Source organism: Phyllobacterium sp. 628 (assembly GCF_014189505.1).
Lineage (GTDB): Bacteria > Pseudomonadota > Alphaproteobacteria > Rhizobiales > Rhizobiaceae > Phyllobacterium.
In genome coordinates this window covers 1960192-1987187 of the sequence record NZ_CP050301.1, presented here as the reverse complement: position 1 = coordinate 1987187, position 26996 = coordinate 1960192, and the positions used below count along the sequence as shown (strand labels likewise).

Below are 26996 nucleotides of genomic sequence, written 5' to 3'. Positions count from 1 at the left end.
TCATGGCCATTTCCATTATTTGTTGACAACACAGAGCACGGTCATACTTCTCAGGGAATTTATTTTATAAAACTTTTTCTTGTGAAAATTTCAGTCAATAATTCTTGAGTTATATTTAATGTAGTTCATCTTATATTTTGATTAATTACAACCAAGAACATCTATACAGGGCCACGCTATCTTATACCTGACTGACTGACAGCAAATCCCATATAGCGCCATCAAAATTTGATGGCGGAGATCATATGCGAACGTTCAACAATCTAACCGCTAGGTTGTAATTGTAACAAGTATCTCGTTCTGATTGCGTCAATAATGTGAAATTGTCGAGGGCGGGCCGTGCTTTTCTGCACGGCTGCGCAAATTACCCACGCGATATACGCTTTGCCAGCACCCGGCCTATGCGCTTCAAGCGGTACCAGCGCAACATGGCTTCGACTTGTTCCCGGGTTATCCCGGCATCGCACGGGAGATGCGTATCAGGCTTGTCAGCCAAGAGAGCGAGCTGGCGTGCCTCCTCGTCAGCAATCCGCCAGATTGCGGCAAGCTTTGAAAACAAACGAAGAATGAGCATCGGATAATTCCATGTGACGGCAACCGCGATGCTTGATCAATTGTTGACATACATCAAACGAATAGAAATTATGCCTGTCATTCGAAACTTTAATGACTGGCGCTCCGATGAAACTTCCTCTCGACAGCGATTTGCTGCGTACGTTTCTGGCGGTTGCAACCACCCGCAATGTTACCCGTGCGGCCGAGAAAATTGGCCGAACGCAATCGGCGGTGAGTATCCAGATCAAACGGCTGGAAGAAATTCTGGGAGAAAGTGTTTTCGAACGCGGCTCACGCGGTGTAACGCTAACGGCGCAAGGCCAGGCGCTTCTTGTGAACGCCAATCGCATTGTCGGCTTGCTTGATGAGACCATGGCATCGATCAGAGCCAAGCCGCTTGACGGCCCTGTGCGGATCGGGCTTCCGGAGGAATATGGTTATACGGTCTTGCCGCGCGCGCTCGCGGCCTTTGCCAGCCAGCATCCGCAGGTGCAGGTTACCGTCAAATGCGGTTACTCGGCACAGCAGATGACCGCAATTGATGCAGACGAGCTTGATCTTGCTGTCATTTTTGAACAGGAATCCCCTGCAACCAGCGAAGTCCTCTTTGTTGATCCAACTGTGTGGGTGACGTCGGAAGTCCATTGCGTGCACGAGAATACACCTGTGCCGGTTGCCGTTTACGAGCGATCGGACTGGTGCAAGAAGTTTGCTATCGGTTCGCTGGACAAGAACAAGGTCAATTATCGTCTTGCCTATAGCTGCGATACGGGGGGTGGTTTAAAAATTGCTGCCGTCTCGGGTCTCGCCATAGCACCGCTGGCCCGGAGCAATATTCCGCAGGGTTGCCGCGAATTGACCGAAGCGGAGGGCTTTCCGCCGATTGATTCATCGAATGTCGTACTCATACGCAATCCGCGTAAGAAAAGTCTGGCAATTGATGGCATGGCGAAGGTTATCCGCGATGCATTCCAGCCCATGGGGACAGTGGCCTTATAACGCGGCCCCATGCATGGTTTTAGGTCGTACACTCATAAATCTGATTGAAATGGTATGAGGCCATTTGTTCGGATACAAGGAGCAAAGGCGATGGGAATGTTTATCCATTCTCGAGCCTTTGCGACGCTGTAGCCGGGCAAATGGACCATATCCTCTGGACGCCAAAACGGCTGCAAGCTGCAGTGTCGAGCCGCTCAGCCGGGGGAAAGGCCCCGCCCTTCGCGTCTCTCCTCGCATCTTCTTGCCGTTTCAGGCGCCATTTCAGCCAGATTTATGTGTGTACGACCTAGTGTGACGTCATCCACTCGCGGGCTTCACGCAACGCTGTTGCCAAATCGGATTTGGACATGGACTTCGTCAATTCAGCCCGCAACTCTGCGGCTCGGTCACTGCCTTTGATGGCGGCAATATTAAACCATTTATGGGCGGCGACATGATCAACCGCGCAATCGCGGCCGGTCGCATACATGATGCCCATTTCGAAGAGGATGTCCGTTTCTGCGGCGCCGCCGACATGTCCGGCATCGATATTCTGAAGATCAAAGCGTGCCATTTTACCGTGTCCCTATTTAAACCGATAAGCCCTGTTAGACTTCTGAGAACCGCCTGATTTGTTTGTTTTGGCGTGCTCTTTCGATGCTTTCGAGAATGCCACACAGCTTTGAAATTGCTGTTAAGGGGCATACTTAACTGAAGCCAAACAAAACAAAAACAACTCGTAAACTTCGGAATTCATTAAATATATCGATCCAGCAATTGCAGGCATTTGGGACAAATTTGCCTAAAATGCGATCTTTCAATTTCAAGCCTTTGCTAACCAAAGATCAGTTTCCCGTTGCTCGTCCTGCTAATTTGCGCGGCGGCAAGCACGTGAAAAACCTCGTGCCAAAGTGCAAAATCCCTAGCCGAAGTTGCGCAAAAGGCTTTTATTTATGGTTTTTTTGAATTACGTTTACGTAAGGGACATGCAAACGGGCGAGGAGAGATCCCGTTTGCCGCACAACCCTTATCGGGAGGAACATATGAATCGCAAATTTCTGTTGGCATGCGCCGGCTTCGTACTCATGGCGGGCCCTGCCCTGGCCGAAGAACCAATCGTTGGTTCGTGGAAGCGGCCAACTGGCACGATCATCCAATACTCAGCCTGCGGCGCGGACAAGTATTGCGGCACCGTCTTGACGGGCGAATACAAGGGCAAGTCGATCGGCCAGATGTCCGGCAAAGACGGATCATACAAGGGCCAGGTCAACAAGCTGGATGAAGGCAAGACCTATAATGGCAAGGCCAGCGTCAGCGGCAACACGATGTCATTGTCCGGTTGCGTTCTGGGCGGCCTGATCTGCAAGAGTGAGAGCCTGACCCGTCAATAATTTCGGGCGGCATGCAAACCCGCGTGACCTTGTTGTCTCGCGGGTTTTCATTTGCCGTGTTACAGGTGTTCCGCGACGAGGCTTGCGACCTTTTGGTGGATCGCATTGCGGCTGTCAGCAGTGCCTTTCGGATCATAGAGGTAAACCGTCAGAACGATAGGTTTGCGTTCCGGCGGCCAGATCACCGCTACATCGTTGGCCATGCCGCTATCGCTTGTCCCCGTCTTGTCACCAACCTTCCAATTCTTGGGCAAGCCTGCCCGCAAGCGTTTGTCACCAACCTTGTTACCGATCAGCCAATCCGCCAACTGCCGGCGCGATTGTTCCGACAGGGCAGTGCCAAGCACCGTCTTCTCCATATTCTCGCGCATGGCCGCCGGTGTCGTTGTGTCTCGTGGATCGCCGGGCTTGGCTTCATTCAACTCGGTTTCACGCCGATCCAGCCGGGTAATCTTGTCACCCAGTTCACGGGCATAGGCTGTCAGGCCTTTCGGTCCGCCCAGAGCATCAAGCATGAGATTGCCCGCCGTGTTGTCGCTATAGGTAATGGCTGCTTCGCAAATGGCAGCCAGAGACATCCCCCTCCTCCACATGCTTTTCAGTCACAGGCGAATATTCGACAAGATCAGACTTTTTATACGTGATGACGCGATCCAGCTGTTCTTTCTTCCGATCAACCCGGGAAAGAATGGCCGCAGCGGCGAAGAACTTGAACGTGCTGCACATGGCAAACAGCTCGGTAGCGCGGTAATCAATGCGTTTACCGCTGCCCGTATCGAGCGCCGAGACCCCAAGGCGCGCACCGGTTGCCTTCTCCAGGTCTTTGAACAGGGCTTCGAGATTCTGACCAGCGGCTGGGACGGCCGTTGCTGACCTGATCGACAATGCGAGTGCTGGAACAACCAGCATGGACCCAGCAAGCGCAACGCGGCGCGTAATACGAACTGACATGTCTCATCTCCATCTCCGGCAACATGAATCGCAAGACTGTCCTTGCTGGCGGGCAAACTGATGTTAGATGTGGCGCTTTCCAAGGAAAATTTGTGACCCAAAAAAGTACAAACAGGTAATGTTGACCTATGCCGGGGCTCCGTGTATTTAACTAATAAGTTATTTAACCTTCGTGTTATGCAAATCACGCCAAATGACTTGAGGAGGAAACCATGGTCGCCGCAACGAGCCCAAAGGGTAATGATCGGGAATTGACGATCACGCGAATCGTAGACGCGCCAATCGGCCTCGTGTTTAAAGCATGGAGCCAACCGGAACATATCGTGCGGTGGTGGGGCCCAAAAGATTTTACCTGTCCGAGCTGCGAAATGGATTTCAGGACGGGCGGCGCTTATCGCAATTCCATTCGATCCCCTGATGGCGAAGATGCGTGGATGGTGGGGCTTTATCAGGAAATCATCGAGCCCAGCAGGATCGCCTTCACATTCGCCTGGGAAGACACCGACGGGCAATGCGGGCCGCAATCTCTTGTCACCCTTACGCTCAATGAAGAAGGTAATCGAACCAAGCTTGTCTTCCATCAGGCAGCCTTTGCGACTGTCGAAGACCGCGATTCCCATCAGAACGGATGGACGGAATGCATGGAGCGTCTGGAGGACTACGTGGAACTACTGGCGCGAAACCCTGCTCCATCGCATGCCCAGCAACCCTTGAACTGACTGTTTCGATCAATAACCATACCGGGAGGCGTTATGAAAAAGACTTATCACGGCAGTTGTCACTGCCAGTCCGTGCGCTTTGAGTGCGATATCGACCTGCAGAATGGCACGAGCAAATGCAACTGCTCATCATGTTCCAAAGGCCGGTTCTGGAAAGCCTTTGTCGGGCGCGACGCGATGCGGATTGTTGCCGGTGCAGACAATCTCGCCGAGTACCGTTTCGGCAGCAAGACGATTGCTCACTTCTTTTGCAAAACATGCGGTGTGAAGCCATTTGGCCGGGGCGAGATGGAAGCTATGGGCGGCGTGTTTTATGCGGTGAATCTCGTTTGCCTCGACGACCTGACAACCGAGGAGTTGCTTGCAGCACCGGTGGACTATCAGGATGGGCTTCACAATCAGTGGGAACAGACGCCGTCAGAAACCCGTCATCTCTGACGCAATCATTTAGTGCCATTCAAATCCGTTCGCTCTTGCTGTGTCTTTTATGCAGCAGTGAAGCTTGGTCACTCAGGAGGTTAGACTAAGGTCTAATTGTGAGAGTTACACTATTGAACTAAGGATAAATTGTTTTTTGAAATGCTTCTAATATTGAAACCATTTATCCTGCAACCGCTTGATATTAGTTCTGATATCAGTCGTTTGCGCACATCCTCCAGCGAACGGGGGTAAGCGAAAGTCCAGGGGTGCAGGGAACAAAGCAATGGCTGATTGCTTTGTGTAACTGGGCCATACCAAGCAGTTTATGGCTTGGCCTGAGCGGTTGCAGGACCAATATTATTTTGTTTGAGAATAGTGCAGAATAGCCCAACCTGAAAAGAGCATCAAAGCCCTGAAATACTGAAATGGCCGGAGCGTCTCTCCGGCTATTTCATTTTGGCCAGTCAATGAACCCTGCTGAATTCGCTGGCGTCTGTTTACTGACGCTCAGCTTGCCCCGTGGACGAACAATAATCACCTCTTGAGCACGAGGGGCCGTTCATTGGAGGAAACAGATTGTCGTCGGGTGGTGATTTGATTAGGTCGTACACTCATAAATCTGATTGAAATGGTATGAGGCCATTTGTTCGGATACAAGGAGCAAAGGCGATGGGAATGTTTATCCGTTCTCGAGCCTTTGCGACGCTGTAGCCGGGCAAATGGACCATATCCCTCGGCGCCAAAACGGCTGCAAGCTGCAGTGTCGAGCCGCTCAGTCGGGGGAATAGCCCCGCCCTTCACGTCTCTCCTCGCATCTTCTTGCCGTTTCAGGCGCCATTTCAGCCAGATTTACGAGTTTACGACCTAGAGCGCCTTCTGCCCGAACAGGATTTTCTGAGCTTCCTTGTCATCGGCCAGATTGCGGCGTTCGGCCTTACCAAGCTCACGCCCGCGCTCCACGGCAGGGCGAGCACTGATGGCTTCAAACCAGCGCTTCAGGTTAGGAGAGTCGTTCAAATCCTGCCCCTGATTGGCATAGGAAACAACCCATCCGAACGAAGCCATATCAGCAATGGAATATTCGCCGGCCAGATAATCGCGGCCTTCAAGACGCCGGTTCATTACCCCGTAAAGCCGGTTGACCTCGTTGGTATAGCGGTTGATGCCGTATTCGATCTTTTCCGGAGCATACTGACGGAAATGATGCGCCTGACCAGCCATCGGCCCAAGACCACCCACCTGCCAGAACAGCCATTCTTCAACAGCAACGCGTGTACGTTCGTCCTGTGGGTAGAACTTGCCGAATTTACGGCCGAGATATTGCAGGATAGCACCGGATTCGAACACCGAAATCGGCTCGCCGCCAGGCCCTTCAGGGTCCACGATGGCAGGCATGCGGTTGTTGGGGGCAATCTTGAGGAATGACGGTTCGAACTGTTCGCCCTTGCCGATATTGATCAACTTAAGAACATAGGGAACACCAAGCTCTTCCAGCATAATGGAAATCTTCCAGCCGTTTGGTGTCGGCCAATAATAAAGTTCGATCGGCTTCGTCTGCTTTGTCATGTCATTCTCCTGGAAAGGGGATTCTATCCTGTCAAACATAGGTGTCTAAGGACCGATCACAAGAGCGAAAACTGAATCCTCGCAGCGGATTCAAACCGTGATACCTGACACTTTTTACAGACCTGCAAAGGAATTGAAATTTCTACGCTTTTACCATCTCCCAACTGACATGGGATTTCACTATATTAGGGTGCATGAACAATCGAATCGGAACCAAAAAACCCGTCGCTATCAGCATGCCACCCCATGTTGAACCTGAAGAATACACGGATGCAAAGGCAGCCGTTCAAGCGCTGATCGTGCTGTATGAGCGAAATACGCAGTTTTTGCGGGATAGCTTTGACAAAGTGGCAAAGGGTGAAGTGCGCGATACCACGCATTTTCGCGCCTTTTACCCGGAAGTGCGCTTGACCACATCAAGCTATGCGCAGATCGACTCGCGGCTGGCCTTTGGCCACGTCTCGGCGCCGGGCCAGTATTCGGCGAACATCACCCGCCCGGATCTTTTCGAGAATTATCTGGAAGAGCAGATCAGGCTGCTGATCCGCAATCATGGCGGACCGGTTACCGTACAGGAATCCACCACACCCATTCCCATCCACTTTGCTTTCCTTGAGGGCACCTATGTGGAGTCTTCGGTCGCCGACGCGTTTCAAGTTCCACTGAGGGATATGTTCGACGTGCCGGATTTGAATGCCACTGATGACAGGATCGTCAACGGCGAATATGAGAGCGACGATATTGACGGCATCATGCCGCTATCGCCATTCACTGCCCAGCGTGTTGATTACTCGTTGCACCGGCTATCGCATTACACCGCGACGCGCCCGATGCATTTCCAGAATTATGTTCTCTTCACAAACTATCAGTTTTACATCGACGAGTTCTGCGCACTGGCGCGGCAATTGATGGCCGATGGCGGCGGCGGCTACGAGCGGTTCATTGAACCGGGCAATTTGATCACCGAGGCTGGGCACGATGCTCCGACATCCGGCGTGCCGATTGGCAGGCTGCCGCAAATGCCGGCCTATCATCTTGCCAAGAAGGACAATGCCGGTATCACTATGGTCAATATTGGCGTCGGTCCATCCAATGCCAAGACCATAACCGATCATATTGCCGTCCTGCGCCCGCATGCCTGGCTCATGCTCGGTCACTGTGCTGGTTTGCGCAACACACAGGCACTTGGCGATTATGTCCTTGCCCACGCCTATGTGCGCGAAGATCACGTGCTTGATGATGACTTGCCGGTCTGGGTGCCGATTCCGGCGCTGGCCGAGGTGCAGGTTGCCCTGGAGCAGGCTGTCGCGGAAATTACCGGTCTCGAAGGCTATGATCTTAAACGCATCATGCGTACGGGAACGGTTGCGACCATTGACAATCGCAATTGGGAACTGCGCGACCAGCGCGGTCCGGTGAAACGTTTGTCACAGTCCCGTGCCATAGCGCTTGATATGGAATCCGCGACCATCGCTGCAAATGGCTTCCGTTTCCGTGTGCCTTACGGAACGCTCCTGTGTGTATCAGACAAGCCGCTGCACGGCGAACTGAAACTCCCCGGTATGGCAACTGAATTCTACAAACGGCAGGTTGCCCAGCATTTACAGATCGGCATTCGCGCACTGGAAAAGCTTGCGGAGATGCCACCGGAAAAACTCCACTCGCGCAAGTTGCGAAGCTTCTTTGAAATGGCCTTCCAGTAGAGATTTTAGGCCGTTTTCTGTCATTCAACTGCCAAAAGTGAGAATTTCGGCTGGAAAATACGGGCGAAATATCATATCTTCCTGAAGTGGAGGCGGGCTTTCGCCCACCCCCTTTTCCTAGAAGATGAATCGAACCCGGATGACCAGCGTCCAGCTAGTCCGGGTTCTTTTCATTTCCAGGGTGACACTCAGTGGTAGATACCACATCATTTCACCATCAGGTTTGAGAGCAAGGCCTTTGCCAAGGTCGGGAAGCCCATCGCCCCGATACACCGGCTGGCTCGGTGTATGCTGCTTCGCTCTCAAAACTCAATCGGACAAGAATGCCCGGTTCCAATCGACCCGCAACGCATGCAGAGTTGTATCTCTCTGGCCATCTGCATTTGACGGTTGCTGTCGGAGCCATCTTGATTGCGTCGCAATTCATCGGTTAATGCGTTGGTATGACGACAACGACGAAAACATCCTGGTTGAAGCTTGCCGCCGTGCTTGTGCCGGTTTTGTTATCTGTCCCGCTGGTTCTCGGGTTCTTCGGTTCGGTTCACCCGGTCTTTGATGCCTTCGCGCATTTCCGCATGCATATTGCTGGCTTGATGATTGTCACCGCCCTCCCGGCGCTCTTCCTTGGACTGTGGCGCGAAGGTTTGATGGCCATCGTTTTGGCCGTTATGGCCTTGGCGAGTGTTTTGAGCCCCGCCGCTGCCCCTGCGGCGGCCGAGACGGCCCGTGCCGGCCAGCAATCATCCGTGCCGGGCGCTCCGCCCGAATACAAGCTGCTGCAATTGAACTTGCGCTATGACAATGCCGAACAGGTGGATGTGATCCGTTTAATCGCGGAGCAAACACCTGACGTCATTACCCTGCAGGAAGTTTCAGACAGTTGGCGGCCAAGGCTCAAGGCAATCGAGGCGCGTTATCCCTACAATCTCTATTGCCCGAGTACCAAACGCATAGGCGGTGTCGCCATTCTCTCCCGCCGACCATTTGCACTGGGAACAGCACCGCAGTGCATTGGCAACGCCCTCGTTGGTTTGGCGCGTATCGATTTCGGCGGGCGCAGCGCGCTCATCGCGGCGCTGCATCTCGGATGGCCCTGGCCATTTGAGCAGGCGCAGAACATCGAAGAAATGCGCCCCTATTTTGAACTGTTGCAAGGGCCCATGATTATCGCTGGAGATTTCAACGCTGCACCTTGGAGCCAGACGGTTCGGCAATTATCCGCGATGAGCAAAACACAGTCAGCAGACGGTCTGCGCCCAAGCTGGCTTGTCAACGGCACACTGGCCCGTGCCGCACGGTGGATTGGCCTGCCTCTTGATCATATTCTTGTCTCAAACCGTGTAGCGGGAGCGCGCGTGCAAACACTCGCACCCGTTGGTTCAGATCACTTGCCATTGCTCCTTAAATTCAAGATCACCGGCAACGACGATGGCAACCCTGACTTGCAGACTGTCATGCTGAACTGATTATTCGAGCACGGGCCGCAGGAAGCTCCGCTCATAGCTGATGATGCTACGATTGCTTTTTTCAATTTCAAGCAATTCCTGACATTCCGGATCTTGCGCCATGCGATGGCGATAATCCTCATAGGCCGCAAAGCTTGGAAAGCTGAACATGGCATAAGCGATATTGCTGGCACCCTCGCTGGGCAGGAAATATCCGTGATGATTGCCGCCCAGCCGCGTCACAAGCGCGATCCAGCGGCGGCCATACTCTTCGAACTCCGCTATCTTGTAAGGATCAATGACATATTTCAGATAGCAGGTGATCATCGGAAACTCCTGTGAAGATTATGGCCCCGGATAAACCTTCAAGCTGGTGCGGGCATTGCACCGGCGCAGGTCATTATCCCGAAAGAAAAACCCGGCATTTTGCCGGGCTTTCCTGTTACATATTGGTATAGACCGGCCCCTCGCCGCCCTGAGGCGGTATCCAGTTAATATTCTGGTTCGGGTCCTTGATATCGCAGGTCTTGCAGTGAACGCAGTTCTGGGCACTGATCACGAACTTCGGCCCGGTGCTTTCCTCTACCCACTCATAAACTCCAGCCGGGCAATAGCGCGTGGACGGTCCCGCGTAGATATCATGCTCCGATGACTTCTGCAGAGCCGGATCCTTGACGATCAGATGAACCGGTTCGTTTTCCTCATGATTGGTATTCGACAGGAATACCGAGGACAAACGATCAAAGGTCAACACTCCGTCAGGTTTTGGATAGGCAATCGGCTTGTGCTTGGCTGCGGGTTCGAGCGATGCCGCATCATTCTTGCCATGTTTCCATGTGCCGAACGGTGACCAGCCGCCGAAAATGGTGTTCAGCCACATATCGATGCCGCCGAGCATGATACCGCCGATAGTCCCAAGCTTGGACCACATCGGCTTGACGTTGCGCACGCACTTCAAATCCTTGCCGATCTCGCTCGAACGCCAAGCGTTTTCATAGCCGATAAGCTCATCATTGGCACGCCCGCCCGCCAGTGCTTCCGCCGCATGTTCTGCAGCCAGCATACCCGAGAGCATGGCATTGTGTGAGCCCTTGATACGCGGCACGTTGACGAAACCCGCCGAACAACCGATCAGCACACCGCCTGGGAAGGAAAGCTTCGGGACAGACTGCCAGCCGCCTTCGGTGATCGCACGCGCGCCATAGCCAAGACGTTTGCCGCCTTCAAAGATGCCACGAATGGATGGATGGGTTTTGAAGCGCTGGAATTCCTCGAATGGCGAAAGATAGGGATTCTTGTAGTTGAGGTGCATGACGAAACCGACTGCGACGGTGTTGTCCTCAAGATGATAGAGGAACGATCCGCCGCCTGTCTTCATGTCGAGCGGCCAGCCGAACGAGTGCTGGACCAGTCCCAATTTGTGCTTGGCGGGATCGATCTGCCAGAGCTCTTTCAGGCCGATACCGAACTTCGCCGGTTCCTTGCCCTCGTCGAGCTTGAACTTGCTGATAAGTTGCTTGGCAAGCGATCCGCGCGCGCCTTCGGCGATGAGCGTATATTTGCCGAGGAGTGCCATACCGCGTGTATAGGCTGGACCGTGTGATCCGTCCTTTTCGATGCCCATGTCGCCGGTGGCGACACCGATGACCGCGCCGCTATCATTGTAGAGAACTTCCGACCCGGCAAATCCCGGATAAATCTCGACTCCGAGTTCTTCCGCCTTGGTGCCAAGCCACCGGCAGACATTGCCGAGGGAGACGATGAAATTGCCGTGATTGTTCATCAATGGCGGCATAGCGATATTGGGCAGACGAACCGAGCCAGCCGGTCCGAGAACAAGGAAATGATCCGCCGTTACCGGTGTCTTGAAGGGATGCCCCTCTTCCTCGCGCCAGCCTGGCAACAGCTTGTCTACACCAATCGGATCGACCACCGCGCCGGACAGGATATGGGCACCGACTTCGCCGCCCTTTTCAAGAACGACGACCGAAAGTTCAGGATTGATCTGCTTGAGCCTGATAGCTGCGGAAAGGCCCGAGGGGCCGCCGCCAACAATAACGACATCAAACTCCATGCTCTCGCGCTCTGGAAGTTCGGTTGTCTCGCTCATGAAGTCCTCCTGAATGCTCTGCCCCGCAAACACTTTGGCTGTGTTTTTCCCATTAGTAGCGCAACAATAGCCGTATGACAGAGGGTTGCATCCATACAAGATGCGGCCAATTGCCCTCATCCTACGACCATTGCGCGATTTTATATTTTACCTTGACGTAAACGTCAATAATTTGGAATGCCCTGCGACAGAATTGTTGAGATGCAAACGACGAGATAGAGGGCTCGCAAAGGGTTCCTTACCCTGAGCTTCGCCGTTGGCTCTGGGAAATTCATTTGACCCCCGTGGTGCGTGGTTCGACAAGCTCACCATGGAGATGCAATTAATATACACATTCATCGCGCTGGACGTTGCGAGCAAATCTAACCCTGCGGCTTCCCCCTTCTCCCCTGTTGCGCCTTTACACATTTCGTTCATACTCTCTGCAAATGTATTGTCTCGAATAATAAACTGCTGGGAATTGGGGATAACCAACAAGCGGAGACGAGATGAGGTCACTTCGGATGATCTGGACACTGAGCGGCTTTTTGGCCATCAGCATGATTTTCAATCAATCCTCCGCAGACGAACACAAAATATGGGCCGCAGGACAATATACGTTCTCCGACGAACTTGGCGGATTCACCATTCGCGCCATCAGCGGCAGCGGTACGCAGACCGATCCGTTCACCATCACTGAAGAGTTCAACGATGTCGCTCCGACAACCCTGATCATTCGAACCGACAAGACCACGCAACTCAGCCCTACCACTGAAAATGCCATGCTCTTTCACTTAAGGATTGTTGCGATCAATGGCAGCGGTCATTCGTGGACGGAATTCGGCTTTGAATTGCAGGAACAGCTGGGCAAGGCCAGCGATTATAGCGATGGGCTTTCTTTCTATCAGCCGGGCGACAAGACAGGCATGATCCATTCCAATCTCTTCGCAACCTATGACGATAACTTTGAACCCTATGACCGCATGATCTTCCGCGAAGGAAAAGTTGATCCCAAGGCCAATGCCAGTTTTGATTTTCCAATTGGCGACTTCACGCCCAAGCGGACATTTTATCTGGTGCAGGAGCCGCGCATTCCATCCACCTGACCTTGCAATCACGCCAGCAATTTGCGACTTGAAGCACAGGTCCATTCAAATCCGGGTCAAAGCCGGATTCAAGGAATATCCATTGCCCAACCTGCGCGAACTGTTGCACTTTTATGCCGAGGCCGGTGTTGATACGCCGCTTGAGGATGTGCCGGTTGATCGCTTTGCGGCCGTGGAGCCAGCGCGTGCGCCTGCACAGACTTCCGCTCCAGCCGTCGCAACACGGGCGCCAGCGCCGCAAGCCGAGCGGCCACAGGATGCATCTCCAAACGCGGCCCCAGCATCACCCGCATTGAACAAAACCTCTGTTCCTGATGATACCAAGATTGCGATGGCCCGGCAGCTGGCTTCCAGTGCTTCGACCCTTGAAGAACTGCGCACCCAGCTGGCGGCTTTCGACGGCTGCAATCTCAAATTCACGGCCAAGAATCTTGTCTTCGCCGATGGCAATCCAAATGCTCCGATCATGTTTGTCGGTGAGGCACCCGGTCGCGAAGAAGATCTGGAAGGCGTACCGTTCATCGGCCGCTCCGGCCAGTTGCTCGACCGTATGCTGGCCGCCATCGGCCTCGACCGCACCGGCGTCTATATCGCCAACACCATCCCGTGGCGCCCGCCGGGAAACCGGACGCCAACGCCGCTGGAAACCGAAATTTGCCGGCCGTTTTTTGAACGGCAGATCGAGCTTGCCAATCCAAAGCTGCTGGTCGCGCTTGGCGGTCCGTCGGCCAAGGCGCTGACCCATGCAACTGAAGGCATTTTGCGCTTGCGTGGCAATTGGAAAGTGCACAGGACGGTTTCGGGTATCGAAATTCCTGTTATGCCAACGCTGCATCCCGCTTATCTCCTGCGCAACTCCGCACAGAAGCGCTTTGCCTGGCGCGATTTCATCGCCGTCAAAATGCAGTTGCGCACGCTGACACAGCTATAGGTGCGTGGTTCGACAAGCTCACAATGAGGGAGATGGGTGGCTGTAAAGCCAATGGGGACATTGCAGAATATGGCTCCCTGCAATCCTCTCTCTCCCTCATGGTGAGCTTGTCGAACCACGCACATTCGTGCCGCAAAACTAGAATTGCAATGTCGTAATTTTTGGCTCTAAAGCCTTGCGAACACTGTAGTTTCGGTTGTGAAAACGCAGGGTACCCAAATGTTTCGCCAGCTCTTGCCGATAACGGCGCTATTGACCAGCACCTTCCTGATGCTGACGGCCGGAGGTTTGGCTGGCATTCTGCTGCCCTTGCGCGCCGGAATGGAAGGCTGGTCGCCAACAACCGTTGGCTGGCTCGGCACCGGCTATGCTCTTGCATTCACCGGCGGCTGCATTGTCGTTCCGCGGCTTGTGCGCCGTGTCGGCCATGTCCGGGTGTTTGCGGTGCTTCTGACACTGCTCAGCATGTCGATGTTGATGCATGGTTTGATCATTGATCCATGGGCATGGACGCTGTTCCGCGCACTGGCCGGTTTTTCATTGGCAGGCAGCTACATGGTTATCGAAAGCTGGCTCAACGAGCGCGTGACCAACGCCACACGTGGTATGGTGTTTTCGATTTACATGATTGTCTCGATGATCGGGCTTCTCGTTGGGCAGTACATCCTGCCCTTCGGCAATCCGGCAACGCAGGCCTTGTTCATGATTGGCGCGCTGATTTATGCCGCTGCCCTTGTGCCGACCGCGCTTTCCAATGCGCAGTCGCCGCGCCCGCTCACGCAGGTTTCGCTTGATCTGTCTGGCCTGTACCGCAAGTCGCCAGCCGCCATGATCGGATCGCTGATTGCCGGGATTATCGCAGGCGCATGGAACTTTCTTTCGGCGATTTATGGCCGTGAGATCGGTCTTTCCACCTTTGATATTGCCACGATGATAGCAAGTTCAATGATCGGCGGAGCCATTTTCCAGTATCCCATCGGCCGTATTTCGGATTTCGTTGACCGGCGCTATGTCATGGTGGCTGCAGGAATTGTCGGCGCGGCACTGTCTGTGACGATGATCATTGTTCAGCCGACAACTCCATGGGTCATTTATTCCCTGATGTTTGCTTTCGGCACGGTGCTGTTTCCAATCTATTCGCTCAATGTTGCCCACGCCAATGACTTTGCTGAGCCGAGCGAATTCGTCAAAGTGTCCAGCGGCCTGCTGATTGTCTATGGTATCGGCAGCATGATCGGCCCGCAGATTGCCGGACGTCTGATGGATGTCAGCGGCCCCTCAGGCTTCTTCATGACCATGGCAGGCTGTTATGCCGCCTATGGTGCCTATGCCTTCTGGCGCAGCCTGCGCCGCGCCCGGCAGGTTCCATCCGAACGCCCGGATTTTGTCTACCATCCGCAGGAACGTCCACAGACACCGGAAACCTTGCAGCTCAATCCGGCAATCGGCACCGACGACTGATCAGCCCTGCGGCGTCGATGCCTTGCGTGCCCTCGCCCGGGCAAGGCCCAGCTGGTGTTCACGGTAAATGATGAAAATCCCGGCGCTGATTACAATCACTGCTCCAGTCATCATCTCATTGGATGGCGTATCGCCGAAGAGCAGATAGCCGATCGCGAGCCCAAGCAGCATGGATGTGTATTCGAAAGGCGCGATGGTCGACATATCGGCATGGCGGTAACTTTCGGTCAAAAGAATCTGCGCCACGCCACCCGCTATACCCGCCATAATCAGGAAGGTTGCCTGCATGGGTGTTGGCCAAACCCAGCCAAAGGGCAAGCTAACCAGTGCGATCACACTGGAAGCAATGGAGAAATAGACAACAATGGTCGGCGTACGTTCCGTCTGCACCAGCCGCCGCACCAAAAGCATGGCAATGGCTGCGAGCCCGGCCCCAGTCAACGTTGCCAGAGCACCGATAGCCTGGTCACCGCCAAATTCACTGTCGCCAGTAAAAAAGCTCATACGTGGCCAAAGAATGATCAGCACGCCAATAAGCCCAATGAACACTGCCGTCCATCGATAGAGCCGCACGGTTTCCCGCAGAAAAACAGCACTGCACAGCACCGTGAGCAGCGGTGTTGCGTAGCTGATGGCAATGGCTTCCGGCAAAGGCAGTTTGGTCAGTCCGTAAAAGCTCATGCTCATAGCGCTGACGCCGACAAATCCGCGCCAGAAATGGCTGAAAGGCTCGCTGGTCTTGAACGCCACCTTCAACTGACCTTGCCAAGCGATAAACAGAATGACCGGAAAGATGGCGAAGAAGGAACGGAAGAAAACCAGCTGTCCGGCGGGAACGCCATCCGACGCCTTGAGCAGGCTGGACATACAGACAAAGACGCAGACCGAAGCGACCTTAAGGCCAATTCCGAGCATCACATTGGTGCTGCGCACCTTATCCGCAAGCGGTGGTCCACCGTCTTTCTGGTGAACAATAGTCGTCACGATGGGTATTCCTTGAGGGAGCAGATGACCCGAAGATCGAAGAAACAGGAATTGATATATTTGTATAGGCCGGTTCGCGGATTCGTGCCAGATACCGCGACGATCACGTTGCATGTTTCAAACACAGGTGAAGTGAACAAAAGCAAAGGCATAAAGCAAAAAACCAACCGCTTTTGTTGTGTGCCGGGGCAAAGACGGTTACGGTCCGGCACCACAAAAAGGACAGTTCCCCAATGCGTACCGATACCGGCCAAGTCTTTCATCTCGAAGATTACAAGCCAACCGATTTTCTTATTCCTGAAACCCACCTCGAATTCTCGCTGCATCCCGAGCAGACCATCGTCAAATCGACATTGCACATCGAGCGCCGGCCGGGCGTTGCTGTTGATGCACCGCTTGTCCTTGATGGTGATGAACTGAAGCTTATCGATATCCGTATTGACGGCGTTGCACTGGGTGACAATGCCTATGTCGCAACACCCGACCGTCTGGAAATCAGCGCCCTGCCCGAGAGCGGCACCTTCAAATTGCAGATCACCACGGAAGTTAATCCAACGACCAACCGCCAGCTTACCGGCCTCTACCGGTCGAGCGGTGTTTATTGCACCCAATGTGAAGCTGAAGGTTTCCGCCGTATCACCTATTACTATGACCGGCCCGATCTTCTGTCGGTTTATACGGTGCGCGTTGAGGCCGGAGAAAAAGAAGCGCCGCTGCTTCTAGCCAACGGCAATCCGCAGGAAAAAGGCCCGCTTGCCGATGGCAGGCATTTCGCCGTCTGGCATGATCCGCATCCCAAGCCTGCCTATCTGTTCGCCTTGGTTGCAGGCGATCTTGGTGTGATCACCGACAGTTTCACCACGGCGTCCGGCCGCCATGTTGATCTCGGCATTTATGTCGAGCAGGGCAAGGAGCCCCGCGCCCTCTATGCCATGGATGCGCTCAAGCGTTCGATGAAGTGGGACGAGGACGTGTTCGGGCGCGAATATGATCTTGATGTCTTCAACGTTGTTGCCGTGTCCGATTTCAACATGGGCGCGATGGAGAACAAGGGCCTTAACGTTTTCAACGACAAATACGTGCTGGCCGATCAGCAGACCGCCACTGATACGGATTATGCCGGTATCGAAGCGGTGATCGCGCATGAATATTTCCACAATTGGACAGGAAACAGAATCACTTGCCGTGACTGGTTCCAGCTGTGCCTCAAGGAAGGTCTGACCGTTTATCGCGACCACGAATTCTCAGCCGATATGCGTTCGCGTGCGGTCAAACGCATTGCCGAGGTCAAGGGATTGAAAGCACATCAGTTCCCTGAAGATGCCGGTCCACTCGCCCACCCCGTGCGCCCGCGCCAGTTTCGTGAGATCAACAATTTCTACACGGCAACGGTCTATGAAAAGGGCTCGGAAGTCGTACGGATGATCCATACTATTCTGGGAGCAGAGCTGTTCCGCAAAGGAATGGATCTTTATTTCGAGCGCCATGACGGCGATGCCGCGACGATCGAAGATTTTATCAAGGTGTTCGAAGATGCTTCCGGCGAGGATTTAAGCCAGTTTTCCCTATGGTATGAGCAGGCTGGCACACCCAATCTCGCGATTACCTACGACTATGATCAAGCGACGCAGACTTTCGAGATTGAAATCGAACAGTCGCTGAAGGCCACGCCGGGCCAGTCCTCGAAGAAGCCGATGCATATTCCGGTTCAGTTTGCGCTGCTCGGCACCAAGGGCCGCGAAATCAAGCCGAAGTCGGTCAAGGGCGGCACCGTCAAGGGAGATGTCATTCATCTCTTCAAACGCAAGGAACGGTTGAGCTTTTCCGGCATTACCGAGCGCCCGGTACCATCCTTGCTGCGCGGCTTCTCTGCACCGGTCACATTGACCAGCGAACTGACCCGTTCCGATCTGGCCTTTCTGGCCCGGCATGATGGTGATGCCGTCAATCGCTGGCAGGCCCTCACCCAGCTTCTGACAGCAAAGCTGACCAGCAATGCCAAGCGCGTGCGGGGCGGCAAGCCAGCGACCATTGAAAGTTCGTCAATCAAGCTGCTTGGTGAAATTGCTTTCAACAGCACCTTGGATGAAGCGTTCCGGGCACTGTGCCTGAGCCTGCCTTCCGAAAGCGATATTGCGCGGGAACTCGGAGCAAATATCGATCCCGATGCCATTCTTGGCAGTCGCGAAGCGTTCATTCTGGCCGTGGCCGAGGCACATGCGGCAAAGTTCGCCGAGCTTTATGACGACCTCGATCATACCGGCCCATTCCAGCCGGATGCGGCGAGTGCCGGACGGCGCGCCTTGCGCAATGTTCTGCTCGATTATCTGAGTGTCGCCGAGGGCAATCCAAAGCGCGCGGCCGCTCAGTTCAAGCACGCGGACAATATGACAGACCGCGTTGCTGCGCTTGGTGTCCTCGTCCAGCGCTTCGGTGACAGTGACGCAACAAAGAACGCGTTGAAGGCATTCGAGGCGCAATTTGGCAGCGATCCCCTGGTCATGGACAAATGGTTCATTGTGCAGGCGGCACAACCTGGCGCCGGTGCATTGGCAAGAGTGCGCCAATTGATGACCCATGCGCTGTTCTCGCTCGACAATCCAAACCGCACACGTGCCCTCATCGGCGCGTTCTCCAGCGGCAACCAGACCGGCTTCAACCGCGCCGATGGTGAAGGATATCGCTTCTTTGCAGAAACGATCCTTGTCATCGACAAGAAGAATCCGCAACTGGCTGCCCGGCTTCTGACGGCCATGCGCTCATGGCGTTCATTTGAAGCGGTCCGGCGGGAACATGCGCGGGAGGCTCTGGCCTCCATTGCCACGGTCAAGGGCCTGTCCGCTGACGTGCGGGACATCGTCGAACGGACGCTTGCATAGGCAAATCAGCACTGCTTCGCGCCGGTTTTTGCGTGAAGTTCGACGTCCATTTTGCCGCGATGGCAGCCCCGGCAGGTTATCCACCGGCCGGGGCACAATTTTACCTCCCGGCACGTTTTGTGGGCGATGGAGTCTTTTCAAAGACTTAGCAGAATCAGCTTCCGAATTGATTCATGCCTGCCACAATGATTGCTAAATATTTAACAAAAACACTGGACATGGCGAATCAGTTTTGATTCACTACAGGTGCTTCGGATGTGCGGCGTGGCGAAGCAAACCACTGAATACAAAGACAAATGAGGGGGCCATTCGATGGCAAATGCGGACGCGTATCGCGCGCCGACGGGGAAGGTTTATGCCGAGAAGCGGGAGACTGCGCGGGGGCGCACCCGTCTTTCCGGACATATCAAACTTCTCGCTGACCCTACCTACGGCAAGCTGCTCGCTGCGGAACCATATCTGCGCCGCGCCATTCCGCCACTAATCATCATTTTCCTGCTTATACTGGCAACGGCACGCGCCATGTCGCTCCTGTCCTGGCGCGATGATACGGAACGCACAGCCCGCGCAACCCTCTCGCTCGCCGCAAGCCATATGGCCAGCGTCATCGATAATCGCATGAAGGCCGGTCAGAAGCCTGATGGTGGTGAGCTGCAAAATATCATTGCCGAGATGCGTTCCAATGACCTGATCCCGCAGGGCATGTGGATTGCCATTGCTTCAGATGAATCCAAGATTGTCGCATCGTCCGACGGCGGTGATCGCTGGCGCGATAAAAATCTTGAAAGCTTCGTCGCTGACGGCCAGCCGCTGTTTCTGTTTGGCGAGCGTGCCGGTGTGATGGAAATACGGATGAACGGCATAGCTGCTCTGGCCGCATTCAGCCGTTCGGCCAAAAGCGGCTACTCGGTGTTTGTCATGCATCCGGTCGAGGCCGTCTTCGCCGAATGGCGGCGGATGATCTCGGTCAATGTCACCTTGTTTGCCGGCACAGCCGCAATCATGCTGGTGGTGCTCTACGCCTATTTCAGCCAATCGGCGCGGGCGCAGGATGCGGACGCGCTGTATCAACACACGCAAGCGCGGGTGGATACGGCTCTGGCACGCGGCCGTTGCGGCCTGTGGGACTGGGATATGGCACGCGGCCGTGTCTATTGGTCCCGCTCCATGTATGAAATGCTCGGCTATGAAGCTTATGACGCGATCCTGTCGCTGGGCGATATCTCGTCGATCATTCACGAAGATGACGACAAGCTGTACGGTCTTGCGGCACAGGTTGCAGCAGGCGAGATCAGCCAGATCGACCGTGTATTCCGCATGCGCCACGCCGAAGGCCACTGGGTCTGGATGCGGGTGCGTGCGCAGGTTGCCGATGCCGCCGTTGGCGATGTGCATCTCGTCGGGGTGGCCGTCGATGTCAGCGAACAGCACCGTTTTGCCCAGCAGACCGCACAGGCCGACCAACGCATCCGTGAAGCCATTGAGAGCATTTCCGAGACCTTCGTGCTCTGGGATGCCGACAATCGGCTCGTTATGTCGAACGGCAAATTCAACGAATATTCAGGCCTTGCCAATGAATGTCTGCTGCCGGGTATTGGCAAAGATGAATTGGAGCCGCGTATCCGTGCAGTTGCGTTCGAAAAGCGCATGGCCAATGAACATGGCCGCAATGGCGCACTGACCTTTGAACGCCAATTGGCTGACGGCCGCTGGCTGCAGGTCAATGAGCGCCGCACGCAGGATGGCGGGCTGGTGTCGGTCGGTACCGACATTACACAACTCAAGGTGCACGAAGAACGGCTGGTCGACAGCGAGCGCCGCCTGATGGCGACGATCCACGACCTCAGCCTTGCGCGCAAATCCGAAATTGAGCGCACGCTTGAACTCACTGAACTCAACAGCAAATATGTGGTGGAAAAGGAACGCGCCGAGGCTGCCAATCAAGCCAAATCCGAATTCCTTGCCAATATGTCCCATGAATTGCGCACGCCGCTCAACGCCATTATCGGCTTCTCGGAGATCATGCATTCCGGAACGTTCGGGCCACTCGGTTCCGACCGCTACGAGGAATATGTGCAGGACATTCACACCAGCGGCAACTATCTGCTCAACGTTATCAATGACATTCTCGATATGTCGAAGATCGAAGCCGGTCATTTCTCCCTGGACCGTGAAGAGATCGATCTTTGCCCGCTGATCCGCGAGACGGTGCGTGTCGTCTCGCTGCAGGCACAGGGCAAGGACGTCAAAGTCGAGACCAAGATTGCCGAAAGCGTCACGCTCAATGCGGACCGGCGTGCCATCAAGCAAATCCTGATCAATCTTCTGTCCAATGCGGTGAAGTTTACCGATACTGGCGGGCGTATCTCGGTTCGCGCCCGCAAAGTGTCAGGCGCGCTGGTGTTCACCATCGAGGATACCGGTTGCGGCATCCCCAAATCGGCACTGAAGAAGATCGGACAGCCGTTCGAACAGGTGGAAAACCAGTTCACCAAGTCACATGCAGGTTCCGGGCTTGGGCTTGCCATCTCCCGCTCGCTCACTGAACTGCATGGCGGTGCGCTAAAGATCCGGTCAACGGAAGGTGTCGGAACCATCGTCTCGGTCCGAATCCCGACCCGCAGCATCGGACCGGTTCGCGAAGAATGGCACGTATAGTTTTACCTGCCTGACGATTTGCTCCGTGCGTCCTTCAGCAAGCTCGTGAATGTCTTGCGTACTGCCTTTGGCGTATCTTCCAAATGGGTTTCAACCCGCGCGAGATCAGGCAGATCGCAGGCGCGGCAGAGCAGATCACCCAAGCCGGGTGGAAAATCTTCGCGCGGCGTGTCGCCGTTAAGGCAAAGCCGGATGATTTGTGTCAGGCCGGTATAGAGATTGGCCGCCTCGGCAAGCTGGTCCGTGACGACAGGTTCGGCAAAGCCGGGTTTCAATTTTGCCAAAACCTCAGCGGTTGAATGGGCAATAATCGGCCCATCGACATTGCCCGTCAGCACGGCAAACTGGGCGATGAATTCCAGATCGATAATACCGCCGGGAACCAGCTTCATGTCCCAGGCATCGCGCGGTGGCTTTTCGGTTTCGAGCAATGCGCGCATCTCGGCCACATCCTTGGCAATCTTGGCCGTATCGCGCGGCAAGGCGAGAATGTCAGTGATTTCAGTCTCGATCTCGCCAAAGAACGCCGGATCACCTGCCACCGGCCGGGCGCGAGTCAGCGCCATATGCTCCCACGTCCATGCCTCGCTGCGCTGATACTTGCGAAATGAGTCAATGTGCGTGGCCACTGGCCCTTTGTTCCCCGATGGGCGCAGGCGGAAATCCACTTCGTAGAGTACGCCTTCCGCCGTGGGTGCCGAAAGGGCGGCAATGAGGCGCTGGGTCAACCGCATATAGTATTGCGATGGTGCCAGGCCCTTTTCCCCATCGGATTCATCCGCTTCCTCATCGTGATCATAGAGAAGGATGAGATCAATGTCGGAGCCAGCGGTCAATTCACGGCTGCCAAGCTTGCCCATACCCAAAATAGCAATCCGCCCGCCAGCGACGAGACCATGTTTGCTGGCAAATTCGTTGATGACAGCCGTCAGTGCCCCGTCAATCACCAGATCGGCAAGATCTGAAAAGGCTTTGCCTGCACGCACACCGTCAATCGCGCCGGTCAGCAGCCGGATGCCGATGAGAAACCGATGCTCCGCCGCAAAGATGCGCAGACGGTCGAGAATATCCTCATAGACTTTCGATGGTCCGAGGAAGCTTTCCAGGCGCTCCGCCAGATAGGTACGGGTTGGAATGTCGGCAAAGATCGCCGGGTCCAGCATGCCGTCAAACACATGTGGTTTACGTGTGATGATGTCAGCGAGACGCGGCGCGGCGCCCATGATCAAAACCAGCAGATCAAGCAGGCGCGGATTGGATTGCAGCAGGCTGAACAATTGGATACCCGCAGGCAGCCCCTTGATCATCTCGTCGAAACGCATCAGCGCCTCGTCAGCGCGGCTGGTTGCGCCGAAGGCTTTGAGCAGGACCGGCGTCAATTCGGTCAGGCGTTCGCGCGATTCCGCCGATTGCGTCGCGCGATAGCGGCCGAAATGCCATGTGCGGATGACACGGCAGATATCGCTTGGCCGTTCAAAGCCAAATTTCGCCAGCGTTTCCAGTGTATCAGGATCATCCACGTCGCCGGTAAAAACCAGATTTCCCGCCTCGCCCGCCAGTTCCTGCGCCTGCTCGAACAGAGCGGCATAATGGGTTTCCACCGTCTTTAAGGTTTGGCGGAAATCCTTGGCGAAGGCTTCACCATCGCGATATCCCATCATATGCGCTACGCGCACAAAATTCTCATCGTCTTCCGGCAGCATATGCGTCTGCTCGTCGGCAATCATCTGGATGCGATGTTCAACGTCGCGCAGAAAAGCGTATTTCTCGATCAGCGTGTCGCGCGCCTCTTCGCTGATCCAGCCAAGACCGTTGAGCGCACCGAGCATCTCCACCGTGCGGGAGCCGCGCAATTGCGGGAAGCGGCCACCGGCGATCAGTTGCTGGGTCTGGACGAAGAATTCGATCTCGCGGATGCCACCGCGCCCAAGCTTGACATTGTGTCCGCGCACAGCGATTTCGCCGTGCCCCTTATGGGCGTGGATTTGCCGCTTGATCGAATGCACATCGGCGATGGCCGCGTAGTCGAGATATTTGCGCCAGACGTAAGGCGCGAGTTCAGCCAGCACCTGCTTGCCCGCCGCGATATCGCCAGCGACAGGCCGGGCCTTGATCATCGCCGCGCGTTCCCAGTTCTGCCCCCGCCCTTCGTAATAATTGAGCGCAGCACCAACCGGAATTGCCAGCGGCGTCGAACCCGGATCAGGCCGCAGGCGCAAATCGGTGCGGAAGACATACCCATCCGCTGTGCGGTCTTGCAAAATGCGAACGAGACGGCGCGTTAGCCGCGAAAAAGTTTCAACGCACTCATAAGGATCGGGGATGGCCGGGCTGTGCTCGTCGATAAAGACGATCAGATCAATATCGGAGGAATAATTCAGCTCGAATGCGCCGAACTTGCCCATGGCAAGGATGATCCAGCCCGAGTTTTTCTCCGGGTGTCCGGGATCGGGGAGTTTCAGTTTTCCGGACTCGTGTGCGTCGCGCAGCAGAAACCGTACTGCAGCGCCGACACTTTCTTCGGCCAGCCGCGACAGCCATTTCGTCGTTGCTGTTGTATCAAACACACCGGAGAGATCACCCAGCGCAATAAGAACGTGGCATTCCAGCTTCAACTGCCGCAGCACGGCCATCAGGCCGGTTTCGGTGATGCTCTCGCCTTCAGAACTTGCTGCAATCTCCTGCATCAGCGTTTCAAGCCGCTGCGGCAAAGGCATGACGAGCAATGGCTCGAGGACGGCGGGGCGGCGTGTTAGCACGTTGCGCAAATAGGGCGAGAGATCAAGAACAGCTGACAGGAAGGCTGCCGCAGGTACATTGCTCTTTATAGCGGCGATGCCCGCGCATTCTTTTTCCGCGGCGTTTTCAATGAGATCACTGAGAAAGGCAGCAGCGCTCTTCTTGTCCAGCGGCGTCAGAGAACGCAGATCATGCGCAAAAAACGACGCTTTTTCATTCATTTAGTCTCCTCCCCCACCGGGAAAGCGAGCACAGCACGCAGCCCCGGAGCATTGTCTTGCAATTCCAGAGTGCCACCGTGCAATTTCATCACTGCCTTGGCAAGACTGAGACCCAGTCCTGACCCCGGTTGCGAACGGCTTTCCTCAAGACGCACAAAACGCTCCGTTGCCCGATCAACCTGATCAGGTGGGATGCCCGGACCGTTGTCGGTGACAATGGCCCGGATCATGTGATCCTGCTTTTCCACAGCGAGGGAAATTTCCACCGGCTTTTCAGCACCGCCGGCATATTTGATGGCATTATCGACCAGATTGGAGATGGTCTGGCCGACAAGCTCGCGATTTATCCTGACCGGCGTTGCATCGACGGAACCGAGCGTAAATGTGATGCCTGCATCCTCTGCCGTCGGTTCATACAACTCGAACACATCCTGTACGACGGTCGATAGCGGCAAGAGCTCCATGGTCTCGGACGAATAACCGGATTCAAGCCGGGAGATCATGAGAATAGCGTTGAATGTTCGTATCAGCTGGTCGGAATCGCCGATCATACCGTCGAGCGCCGCCCGATAGGCCTTGGTGGTCTTGGCGTTGGCAAGGGCCGATTCCGCCCGGTTGTGCATGCGCGTCAGCGGGGTTTTCAGATCATGAGCAATGTTATCTGAAACGTGGCGCACACCTTCGTTCAACTCCTGGATACGCGCCAGCATGCCGTTCAGATTGGCCGCAAGGCGGTCGAACTCATCACCGGAACCGCTGACCGGCAGGCGTCCAGCAAGATCGCCGCCCATAATGCGCTGCGAGGCCACTGAAACTTCATCGATGCGGTGGAGCGCCCGCCGCCCAACGAAGAACCAGATCAGAAACGCGCCAATGCCCATAATACCGAGGGCAGCACCAAGAGACCGCCGGACGACCAGCCGAATCTTCTCCGGCTCGCCAAGGTCGCGGCCAACCATGACACGGATACCATTGGGCATGACAATCACACGCGCAATGGCCCTGTGCACCTCGGGGTCGTTGTTTTCGCCGTAACGCTCATAGCTGATCGGCCGTTCGATCCAGCCGTCAGTTTGCAGCACGCCCGCCTCAATGCTTTGAACGTTACCGGCAACAATACGACCAGCGGGATCTGTGACGAGATAGAGATAGGCACCCGGCTGGCGGCCGCGCCGTTCAATGGAACGAACAAGGCCTGCAATGCCGGCTCGCTGATAGGATTGACCAACGCTCTCGATTTCCTCGTTCACAGCCGCTTCGGTCTGCGACGTCAGGAGATTGACCGAGAGGCTGGTCATGTAAAAGACCAGACCGATGGCGCAAACGGTAAAAAGAAGCAGGTAAAGAGCTGACAGCCGGACGGCTGTCATTTTCATCATGGCCGAAAAGCGGTTCATGCATCGATTCCGCCGGCCTTGAGCATATAGCCGGCACCGCGCACCGTGTGCAGCAGAGGTGTTTCAAAACCTTTTTCGATCTTGCCGCGCAGACGCGAGACATGCACATCGATCACATTGGTCTGGGGGTCGAAATGATAGTCCCAGACATGTTCAAGCAGCATGGTGCGGGTAACAACCTGCCCGGAATGACGCATCAGATATTCGAGCAGGCGAAACTCACGCGGCTGGAGAATAATGCCCTGCCCCGCCCGCTTTGCCGTGTGGGACAAACGGTCGAGTTCAAGATCACCAACGCGATAAACCGTTTCGGCCTCTTTCGGGCTGGCCCGGCGCTGCAGAACTTCAATGCGCGCCAGCAGCTCGGAGAATGCATAGGGCTTGGTCAGATAATCGTCGCCACCGGCGCGCAGGCCCGTGACGCGATCATCAACCTGGCCAAGAGCCGACAATATCAGTGCCGGGGTATCGATCCCTTGTGCACGCAATGCAGCAACAACGGAAAGGCCGTCACGCCGCGGCAGCATGCGATCGACGATAAGGGCATCATAGCTGCCCTGTTCGGCCAGCGTATAGCCAGTTTCGCCATCACCAGCAACGTCGGCCGAGTGGCCCGCCTCGGCGAAAGCTTTCTCCAGATAACGGGCCGCTTCGCGGTCATCTTCAATAACGAGAATCTTCATGGCGATATACTAAGCCGGTTTTGAGACAGAGGTAAGCACCATATCAGCGGCGCTTTGCATGGCAGACGGGCAGCAGATCAGTCAATAATCTGCTGCCCTGTCGATTTGGGTTATGACTGC

At 55.1% G+C, this 26996-nt stretch carries 20 protein-coding genes and 1 pseudogene; 11 read left to right on the top strand and 10 right to left on the bottom strand.

Annotated features, from left to right (window positions below; translation table 11 throughout):
* Positions 1 to 364: 364 nt before the first annotated feature.
* Positions 365 to 574, bottom strand: a complete 210-nt coding sequence (locus HB779_RS11315) for a hypothetical protein (protein ID WP_188342512.1) — start codon at positions 572 to 574, stop codon at positions 365 to 367.
* A 107-nt stretch (positions 575 to 681) separates the two neighbouring features.
* Between HB779_RS11315 and HB779_RS11310 the strand changes: the two genes are divergently transcribed.
* Positions 682 to 1554 carry a LysR family transcriptional regulator gene (locus tag HB779_RS11310; protein WP_188342511.1) on the top strand — a complete coding sequence of 291 codons (873 nt, stop codon included), beginning with the start codon at positions 682 to 684 and terminating at the stop codon, positions 1552 to 1554.
* A gap of 286 nt (positions 1555 to 1840) precedes the next feature.
* Here HB779_RS11310 and HB779_RS11305 read toward each other — a convergent pair whose 3' ends face one another.
* Positions 1841 to 2107 carry a sel1 repeat family protein gene (locus tag HB779_RS11305; protein WP_188342510.1) on the bottom strand — a complete coding sequence of 89 codons (267 nt, stop codon included), beginning with the start codon at positions 2105 to 2107 and terminating at the stop codon, positions 1841 to 1843.
* 469 nt (positions 2108 to 2576) lie between these two features.
* Here HB779_RS11305 and HB779_RS11300 point away from each other — a divergent pair, with 469 nt between their 5' ends.
* Positions 2577 to 2924, top strand: coding sequence for a DUF2147 domain-containing protein (locus tag HB779_RS11300; RefSeq protein ID WP_188342509.1), 348 nt, complete (start codon positions 2577 to 2579; stop codon positions 2922 to 2924).
* A gap of 59 nt (positions 2925 to 2983) precedes the next feature.
* On the opposite strand, the pseudogene bla reads toward HB779_RS11300, so the two are convergent.
* A pseudogene (bla, locus tag HB779_RS25725) lies at positions 2984 to 3875 on the bottom strand (class A beta-lactamase).
* A 212-nt stretch (positions 3876 to 4087) separates the two neighbouring features.
* Between bla and HB779_RS11290 the strand changes: the two are divergent.
* Both HB779_RS11290 and HB779_RS11285 read left to right on the top strand, forming a co-directional pair.
* Positions 4088 to 4594, top strand: a complete 507-nt coding sequence (locus tag HB779_RS11290) for an SRPBCC domain-containing protein (protein ID WP_188342508.1) — start codon at positions 4088 to 4090, stop codon at positions 4592 to 4594.
* 33 nt (positions 4595 to 4627) lie between these two features.
* Entirely contained in the window at positions 4628 to 5032 is a 405-nt protein-coding gene (locus HB779_RS11285; protein ID WP_188342507.1) for a GFA family protein, read from the top strand.
* Positions 5033 to 5878: 846 nt separating this feature from the next.
* Here HB779_RS11285 and HB779_RS11280 read toward each other — a convergent pair.
* Positions 5879 to 6580: a glutathione S-transferase N-terminal domain-containing protein gene (locus HB779_RS11280; RefSeq protein ID WP_188342506.1), complete on the bottom strand. Its 702-nt coding sequence runs from the start codon at positions 6578 to 6580 to the stop codon at positions 5879 to 5881.
* Positions 6581 to 6774: 194 nt separating this feature from the next.
* Between HB779_RS11280 and HB779_RS11275 the strand changes: the two genes are divergently transcribed.
* Both HB779_RS11275 and HB779_RS11270 read left to right on the top strand, forming a co-directional pair.
* Positions 6775 to 8283, top strand: coding sequence for an AMP nucleosidase (locus HB779_RS11275; protein ID WP_188342505.1), 1509 nt, complete (start codon positions 6775 to 6777; stop codon positions 8281 to 8283).
* A gap of 443 nt (positions 8284 to 8726) precedes the next feature.
* Positions 8727 to 9749 (top strand): endonuclease/exonuclease/phosphatase family protein, encoded by a 1023-nt coding sequence (locus HB779_RS11270; protein WP_188342504.1) that lies wholly within the window; start codon positions 8727 to 8729, stop codon positions 9747 to 9749.
* On the opposite strand, the gene HB779_RS11265 is transcribed toward HB779_RS11270, so the two are convergent.
* Both HB779_RS11265 and HB779_RS11260 read right to left on the bottom strand, forming a co-directional pair.
* Complete coding sequence (locus tag HB779_RS11265; protein ID WP_188342503.1) at positions 9750 to 10055, bottom strand: NIPSNAP family protein; 306 nt, start codon at positions 10053 to 10055, stop codon at positions 9750 to 9752.
* Between the two features lie 115 nt (positions 10056 to 10170).
* Positions 10171 to 11838 (bottom strand): electron transfer flavoprotein-ubiquinone oxidoreductase, encoded by a 1668-nt coding sequence (locus HB779_RS11260; protein ID WP_188342502.1) that lies wholly within the window; start codon positions 11836 to 11838, stop codon positions 10171 to 10173.
* 488 nt (positions 11839 to 12326) lie between these two features.
* Between HB779_RS11260 and HB779_RS11255 the strand changes: the two genes are divergently transcribed.
* The 3 genes from HB779_RS11255 (at position 12327) to HB779_RS11245 (ending at position 15315) form a co-directional block, all read left to right on the top strand.
* A complete protein-coding gene (locus tag HB779_RS11255; RefSeq protein WP_188342501.1) occupies positions 12327 to 12923 on the top strand; it encodes a hypothetical protein in 597 nt (198 codons plus the stop codon).
* 82 nt (positions 12924 to 13005) lie between these two features.
* Complete coding sequence (locus HB779_RS11250) at positions 13006 to 13854, top strand: uracil-DNA glycosylase family protein (RefSeq protein ID WP_244642611.1); 849 nt, start codon at positions 13006 to 13008, stop codon at positions 13852 to 13854.
* Between the two features lie 219 nt (positions 13855 to 14073).
* Complete coding sequence (locus tag HB779_RS11245) at positions 14074 to 15315, top strand: MFS transporter (protein ID WP_188342499.1); 1242 nt, start codon at positions 14074 to 14076, stop codon at positions 15313 to 15315.
* On the opposite strand, the gene HB779_RS11240 is transcribed toward HB779_RS11245, so the two are convergent.
* A complete protein-coding gene (locus HB779_RS11240) occupies positions 15316 to 16230 on the bottom strand; it encodes a DMT family transporter (protein WP_188345888.1) in 915 nt (304 codons plus the stop codon).
* Positions 16231 to 16532: 302 nt separating this feature from the next.
* On the opposite strand from HB779_RS11240, the gene pepN reads away from it, so the two are divergent.
* Together pepN and HB779_RS11230 are read left to right on the top strand one after the other, a co-directional pair.
* The gene (gene pepN / locus HB779_RS11235) at positions 16533 to 19178 is read left to right on the top strand and encodes an aminopeptidase N (RefSeq protein ID WP_188342498.1); all 2646 of its coding nucleotides are present in this window, start codon (positions 16533 to 16535) and stop codon (positions 19176 to 19178) included.
* 312 nt (positions 19179 to 19490) lie between these two features.
* Positions 19491 to 21836 (top strand): PAS domain-containing sensor histidine kinase, encoded by a 2346-nt coding sequence (locus tag HB779_RS11230; RefSeq protein WP_188342497.1) that lies wholly within the window; start codon positions 19491 to 19493, stop codon positions 21834 to 21836.
* A 2-nt stretch (positions 21837 to 21838) separates the two neighbouring features.
* Here HB779_RS11230 and HB779_RS11225 read toward each other — a convergent pair whose 3' ends face one another.
* The 3 genes from HB779_RS11225 to HB779_RS11215 are packed head-to-tail and all read right to left on the bottom strand — an operon-like array spanning position 21839 to position 26876.
* Positions 21839 to 24796 (bottom strand): bifunctional [glutamine synthetase] adenylyltransferase/[glutamine synthetase]-adenylyl-L-tyrosine phosphorylase, encoded by a 2958-nt coding sequence (locus tag HB779_RS11225; RefSeq protein WP_188342496.1) that lies wholly within the window; start codon positions 24794 to 24796, stop codon positions 21839 to 21841.
* Positions 24793 to 26193, bottom strand: a complete 1401-nt coding sequence (locus HB779_RS11220; protein WP_188342495.1) for a HAMP domain-containing sensor histidine kinase — start codon at positions 26191 to 26193, stop codon at positions 24793 to 24795. The genes HB779_RS11225 and HB779_RS11220 overlap by 4 nt, the downstream gene beginning before the upstream one ends.
* Positions 26190 to 26876, bottom strand: a complete 687-nt coding sequence (locus HB779_RS11215; protein ID WP_188342494.1) for a response regulator transcription factor — start codon at positions 26874 to 26876, stop codon at positions 26190 to 26192. The genes HB779_RS11220 and HB779_RS11215 overlap by 4 nt, the downstream gene beginning before the upstream one ends.
* Between the last annotated feature and the right edge of the window lie 120 nt (positions 26877 to 26996).

Excerpts from the sequence above, each read along its gene's own strand:
- HB779_RS11315 (WP_188342512.1), bottom strand. The coding sequence starts at position 574 with ATGCTCATTCTTCGTTTGTTTTCAAAGCTTGCCGCAATCTGGCGGATT.
- HB779_RS11310 (WP_188342511.1), top strand. The coding sequence starts at position 682 with ATGAAACTTCCTCTCGACAGCGATTTGCTGCGTACGTTTCTGGCGGTT.
- HB779_RS11305 (WP_188342510.1), bottom strand. The coding sequence starts at position 2,107 with ATGGCACGCTTTGATCTTCAGAATATCGATGCCGGACATGTCGGCGGC.
- HB779_RS11300 (WP_188342509.1), top strand. The coding sequence starts at position 2,577 with ATGAATCGCAAATTTCTGTTGGCATGCGCCGGCTTCGTACTCATGGCG.
- HB779_RS11290 (WP_188342508.1), top strand. The coding sequence starts at position 4,088 with ATGGTCGCCGCAACGAGCCCAAAGGGTAATGATCGGGAATTGACGATC.
- HB779_RS11285 (WP_188342507.1), top strand. The coding sequence starts at position 4,628 with ATGAAAAAGACTTATCACGGCAGTTGTCACTGCCAGTCCGTGCGCTTT.
- HB779_RS11280 (WP_188342506.1), bottom strand. The coding sequence starts at position 6,580 with ATGACAAAGCAGACGAAGCCGATCGAACTTTATTATTGGCCGACACCA.
- HB779_RS11275 (WP_188342505.1), top strand. The coding sequence starts at position 6,775 with ATGAACAATCGAATCGGAACCAAAAAACCCGTCGCTATCAGCATGCCA.
- HB779_RS11270 (WP_188342504.1), top strand. The coding sequence starts at position 8,727 with ATGACGACAACGACGAAAACATCCTGGTTGAAGCTTGCCGCCGTGCTT.
- HB779_RS11265 (WP_188342503.1), bottom strand. The coding sequence starts at position 10,055 with ATGATCACCTGCTATCTGAAATATGTCATTGATCCTTACAAGATAGCG.
- HB779_RS11260 (WP_188342502.1), bottom strand. The coding sequence starts at position 11,838 with ATGAGCGAGACAACCGAACTTCCAGAGCGCGAGAGCATGGAGTTTGAT.
- HB779_RS11255 (WP_188342501.1), top strand. The coding sequence starts at position 12,327 with ATGAGGTCACTTCGGATGATCTGGACACTGAGCGGCTTTTTGGCCATC.
- HB779_RS11245 (WP_188342499.1), top strand. The coding sequence starts at position 14,074 with ATGTTTCGCCAGCTCTTGCCGATAACGGCGCTATTGACCAGCACCTTC.
- HB779_RS11240 (WP_188345888.1), bottom strand. The coding sequence starts at position 16,230 with ATGCTCGGAATTGGCCTTAAGGTCGCTTCGGTCTGCGTCTTTGTCTGT.
- pepN (WP_188342498.1), top strand. The coding sequence starts at position 16,533 with ATGCGTACCGATACCGGCCAAGTCTTTCATCTCGAAGATTACAAGCCA.
- HB779_RS11230 (WP_188342497.1), top strand. The coding sequence starts at position 19,491 with ATGGCAAATGCGGACGCGTATCGCGCGCCGACGGGGAAGGTTTATGCC.
- HB779_RS11225 (WP_188342496.1), bottom strand. The coding sequence starts at position 24,796 with ATGAATGAAAAAGCGTCGTTTTTTGCGCATGATCTGCGTTCTCTGACG.
- HB779_RS11220 (WP_188342495.1), bottom strand. The coding sequence starts at position 26,193 with ATGAACCGCTTTTCGGCCATGATGAAAATGACAGCCGTCCGGCTGTCA.
- HB779_RS11215 (WP_188342494.1), bottom strand. The coding sequence starts at position 26,876 with ATGAAGATTCTCGTTATTGAAGATGACCGCGAAGCGGCCCGTTATCTG.